General features: G+C 68.5%; 3 protein-coding genes. All 3 read right to left on the bottom strand.

Annotated elements, in window-relative coordinates:
* On the bottom strand, window positions 1-532 hold a 532-nt coding region (locus tag AC1DOC_RS23505; RefSeq protein WP_478130592.1), incomplete at its 3' end, for a LysR family transcriptional regulator.
* A 126-nt stretch (window positions 533-658) separates the two neighbouring features.
* Entirely contained in the window at window positions 659-3,109 is a 2,451-nt protein-coding gene (gene xdhB, locus AC1DOC_RS23500) for a xanthine dehydrogenase molybdopterin binding subunit (protein WP_478130591.1), read from the bottom strand.
* Between the two features lie 2 nt (window positions 3,110-3,111).
* Window positions 3,112-3,911, bottom strand: an 800-nt coding sequence (locus AC1DOC_RS23495; RefSeq protein WP_478130590.1) for an FAD binding domain-containing protein, incomplete at its 5' end; no start/stop codon positions are given.

The following is a 3,911-nucleotide window of genomic DNA, read 5'->3' as shown; positions in this document are numbered from 1 at the left end:
ACACCACCTCGTCGCCGAAGAGCCGCGCCATGTGCAGGTCTTCCGGCGGCTTGAGCCAGTTGCCGATCACCAGGTCGACCTGGCCGAGCGCGAGGTGGCCGTGGTAGTCGGAATCGGGCGTGAGCGCATGGATCTCGATCTGGCACAGCGGCGCCTCGCGCTTGACATGCGCCACCAGCATCGGCAGGAACAGCGGGTCCATGTAGTCGCTGGCCGCGATGCGGAAGGTGGTGGCCGCCGACTGCGGCTCGAAGCCGCGCGCATCGGAAAAAAGCATCTCGGCCGCGCGCAGGATGCTTGCGGCCGGCTCGATCATCCGCAGCCCCGCATCGGTCGGCACCATGCCCGAGCCCGATCGCACCAGCAGCGGATCGCCCGAGAGTTCGCGCAGCCGCTTCAGCGCGGCCGAGACGGCCGGCTGGTACATGCCCAGGCGAATGGCGGCGCGCGAGACGCTGCGGTCGGTCAGCACGGTGTGAAGCACCCTGATGAGATGAAGATCGATCTTGTCGAACAATGCCTGGTCACGCATGGCGTCCCCCCCGAGCAGCGGGCCGCACCAGCGGCCCGGCAAAGCCGGTTCCGCGGTGTTTCGCGAAGAGGACGAGGGCGTGGGGCATGGGGATGACTTTGGACATGCGCCAAAGTCTACGAGTGGCTAGGCGGACTGGACGGCCGTGATGGCGCGAAGGATCGACTCGCTCGTGGCCGGCGCCTTCAGCGGCGGATCGACCCTGTGGCCGCCGGCCGCCGACACCGCGTCGCGGATCGCGAAGAACACCGAGAACGGCAGCAAGAGCGGCGGCTCGCCCACAGCCTTGCTGCGGTGGATCGAGTCCTCGAAGTTCTGGCCTTCGAACAGGCGCACGTTGAAGACGGGCGGGCAGTCGTTGGCGGTCGGGATCTTGTAGGTGCTGGGCGCGTGCGTGGTGAGCTTGCCGCTTTGCGGATGCCACACCAGCTCCTCGGTGGTGAGCCAGCCCATACCCTGGATGAAGGCGCCTTCGACCTGGCCGATGTCCACGGCCGGGTTCAGCGACTTGCCCGCGTCGTGCAGGATGTCGGCACGCAAGAGCTTCCATTCGCCGGTGAGCGTGTCGACGATCACCTCGCTCACCGCCGCACCGTAGGCGTAGTAGTAGAACGGGCGGCCCTGCATCCTGTCCTTGTCCCAGCTGAGGCCGGGCGTGGCATAGAAGCCGTCGGACCACAGTTGCTTGCGGTCGAGATACGCCTCGCCCACCACGGTGCTGAAGGCCAGCGAGCGGCCGTTGACCTCGACCTTGTCGTTGGCAAAGCGCACCTCGCTCGCCTTGCCGCCATGGCGCTCCGCCGCGCTCTCGGCCAGCCGCTCGCGGATCTGGCGCGCGGCGTCCTGTGCGGCCTTGCCGTTCAGGTCGGCGCCGGTCGATGCGGCCGTGGCCGAGGTGTTGGCCACCTTGGTGGTGTCGGTTGCCGTGACGCGCACGCGCTCGAAGCTCACGCCCAGCTCGTGCGCCACCACCTGCGCCACCTTGGTGTTGAGGCCCTGCCCCATCTCGGTTCCGCCGTGGTTCACGAGGATCGAGCCGTCGGTGTACACATGCACCAGCGCGCCCGCCTGGTTGAAATGCTTGACGTTGAACGAGATGCCGAACTTGAGCGGCGCGAGCGCGAGGCCGCGCTTGAGCACCACGCTCTTTGYGTTGAACGCCGCGATCTCTTCGCGCCGCGCGCGGTAGCCGCTGCTGGCTTCGAGGTCGGCCACCAGTTCGTGGACGATGTTGTCGGTCACGGTCTGGCGGTAGGGCGTGACGTTGTTCTGCGTCGTGCCGTAGAAGTTGACGCGCCGCACGTCGAGCGGATCGCGGCCCAGCGCGCGCGCCACCGAGTCCATGATGTTCTCGACGGCAATCGCGCCCTGCGGCCCGCCGAAGCCTCGGAACGCGGTGTTGCTCTGCGTGTTGGTCTTGCCCGAGTAGCCGTGCATGGCCACGTTGGGCAGCCAGTAGGCGTTGTCGAAGTGGCACAGCGCGCGGGTCATGACGGGGCCCGAGAGGTCGGCCGAGTGGCCGGCGCGCGAGACCATGGTGATCTCCGCGCCAAGGATGCGGCCCTCGTCGTCGTAGCCCACCTCGTACTCGTACCAGAAGCAATGGCGGCGGCCGGTGATCATGAAGTCGTCGTCGCGGTCGAGCCTGAGCTTGACCGGGCGCTGCAGCTGCCGCGCCGCGATGGCCGCCACGCAGGCGAACAGCGCCGACTGCGATTCCTTGCCGCCGAAGCCGCCGCCCATGCGCCGGCATTCCACATGCACTTCGTTCGACTGCAGGTGCAGCGCATGCGCCACCAGGTGCTGCATTTCGCTCGGGTGCTGCGTCGAGCAGTGGATGTGCAGCGCGCCGCCTTCCTTCGGAATGGCGTAGCTGATCTGGCCTTCGAGGTAGAACTGCTCCTGCCCGCCGACGTCGAGCGTGGACTTGTGGCGGTGCGGCGCCTTGGCGATGGCGGCACGCACGGCGGCTTCGTCGCCTTCGTTGGCGCTGCCGCCGCTGCGCACGATGTGCATCGGCGGCACCACGTACTGGCCGCGCGCATGCGCCTCCTGCGGCGTGAGCACGGGCGGCTCGGCCTCGATGGTCATCGCCTCCTTGGCCCTGGAAGCGGCGCGGCGCGCAGCCTCGCGCGTTTCGGCGATCACCGCGAACACGGGCTGGCCGAGGTAGCGGATCTCGCCGCCCTCGTTCACGGGCAGGAGGATCGGATCGTCGTGGACGATCGAGCCGCAGTCGTTGGTGCCCGGAATGTCATCGGCCGTGAGCACCGCCACCACGCCGGGCATCGCGCGGATCGCGTCGAGCGACAGCGCCGTGACACGGCCGTTCGCTGCGGGCGACAGGCCCAGCGCGCAATGCAGCGTGCCGGTGATTTCGGGAATGTCGTCGATGTAGGTCGCTTCGCCGGCCACGTGCAGGTGCGCCGATTCGTGCGGCCGGCTGATGCCGACACGCGCGCCAAGGTCGTGCGCGATCGCCTCGGCCACGGGGTCGATGCGCGCGGCGGTGTTCTTCAGGTAGTCGGCAAAGGCCTCGGCGGGCTGCAGCAGGCGGGCGTCGATGGGTTTGTTCATGGTCAGGCTCCTTCGGCCGCGGCTTTGACGACAGCATGGGGCATCACGCTCCAGACACTGGTCTCTTCGAGCGACAGCGCGTCTTCGGTGCGCGTTTCGAGCCAGAGGCGCTGGACGAGGTTCTGCGCCACCTGCAGCCGGTAGTCGGCCGAGGCGCGCATGTCCGACAGCGGCTTGAAGTCCTGCGCGAGCGCGAGCTTGGCGGCGGCGACGCTGGCCTGGGTCCACGGCTTGCCGACGAGTGCCGCTTCGGCATTGGCGGCACGCTTGACGATGGCCGCCATGCCGCCGAAGGCCAGGCGCACGGCCTTCACGGTGTCGCTGCCCTCTTCGAGTTCGATCGCGAAGCCTGCGCACAGGGCCGAGATGTCGCAATCGAAGCGCTTGCTGATCTTGTAGGCGCGCACCTGGCGGCGCATTGCGGCCAGCGGCACCGCGAGCCCCTGCACGAACTCGCCGGGCTGCAGCTGGTTCTTCATGTAGTCGACGTAGAAGTCGGGCAGCGGCATGCGGCGCACCGCGTCGCCGCGGCGCAGCTCGATCTCGGCATCGAGCGACATCAGCACCGGCGGCGAATCGCCGATGGGCGAGCCGTTGGCCACGTTGCCGCCCATGGTGCCGGCATGGCGGATCGGCGGCGAGGCAAAGCGCAGCCACACGTCCGCGAGGCTCGGCACGCGCTGCACCAGGGCTTCGAAGGCGGCTTCGAGCGAGGCGCCCGCGCCGATGTAGAGCTCGCCGCCTTGGTCGTTCTGCCGGGTCTCGATGGTCTTCATCTCGGCCACGTCGCCCACGTAGATGA

The sequence above is a fragment of the Variovorax sp. 01T439_2 genome (assembly GCF_056398445.1).
Note: the sequence above shows the minus strand (reverse complement) of the source record. Positions and strands in the feature narration are given on the sequence as shown.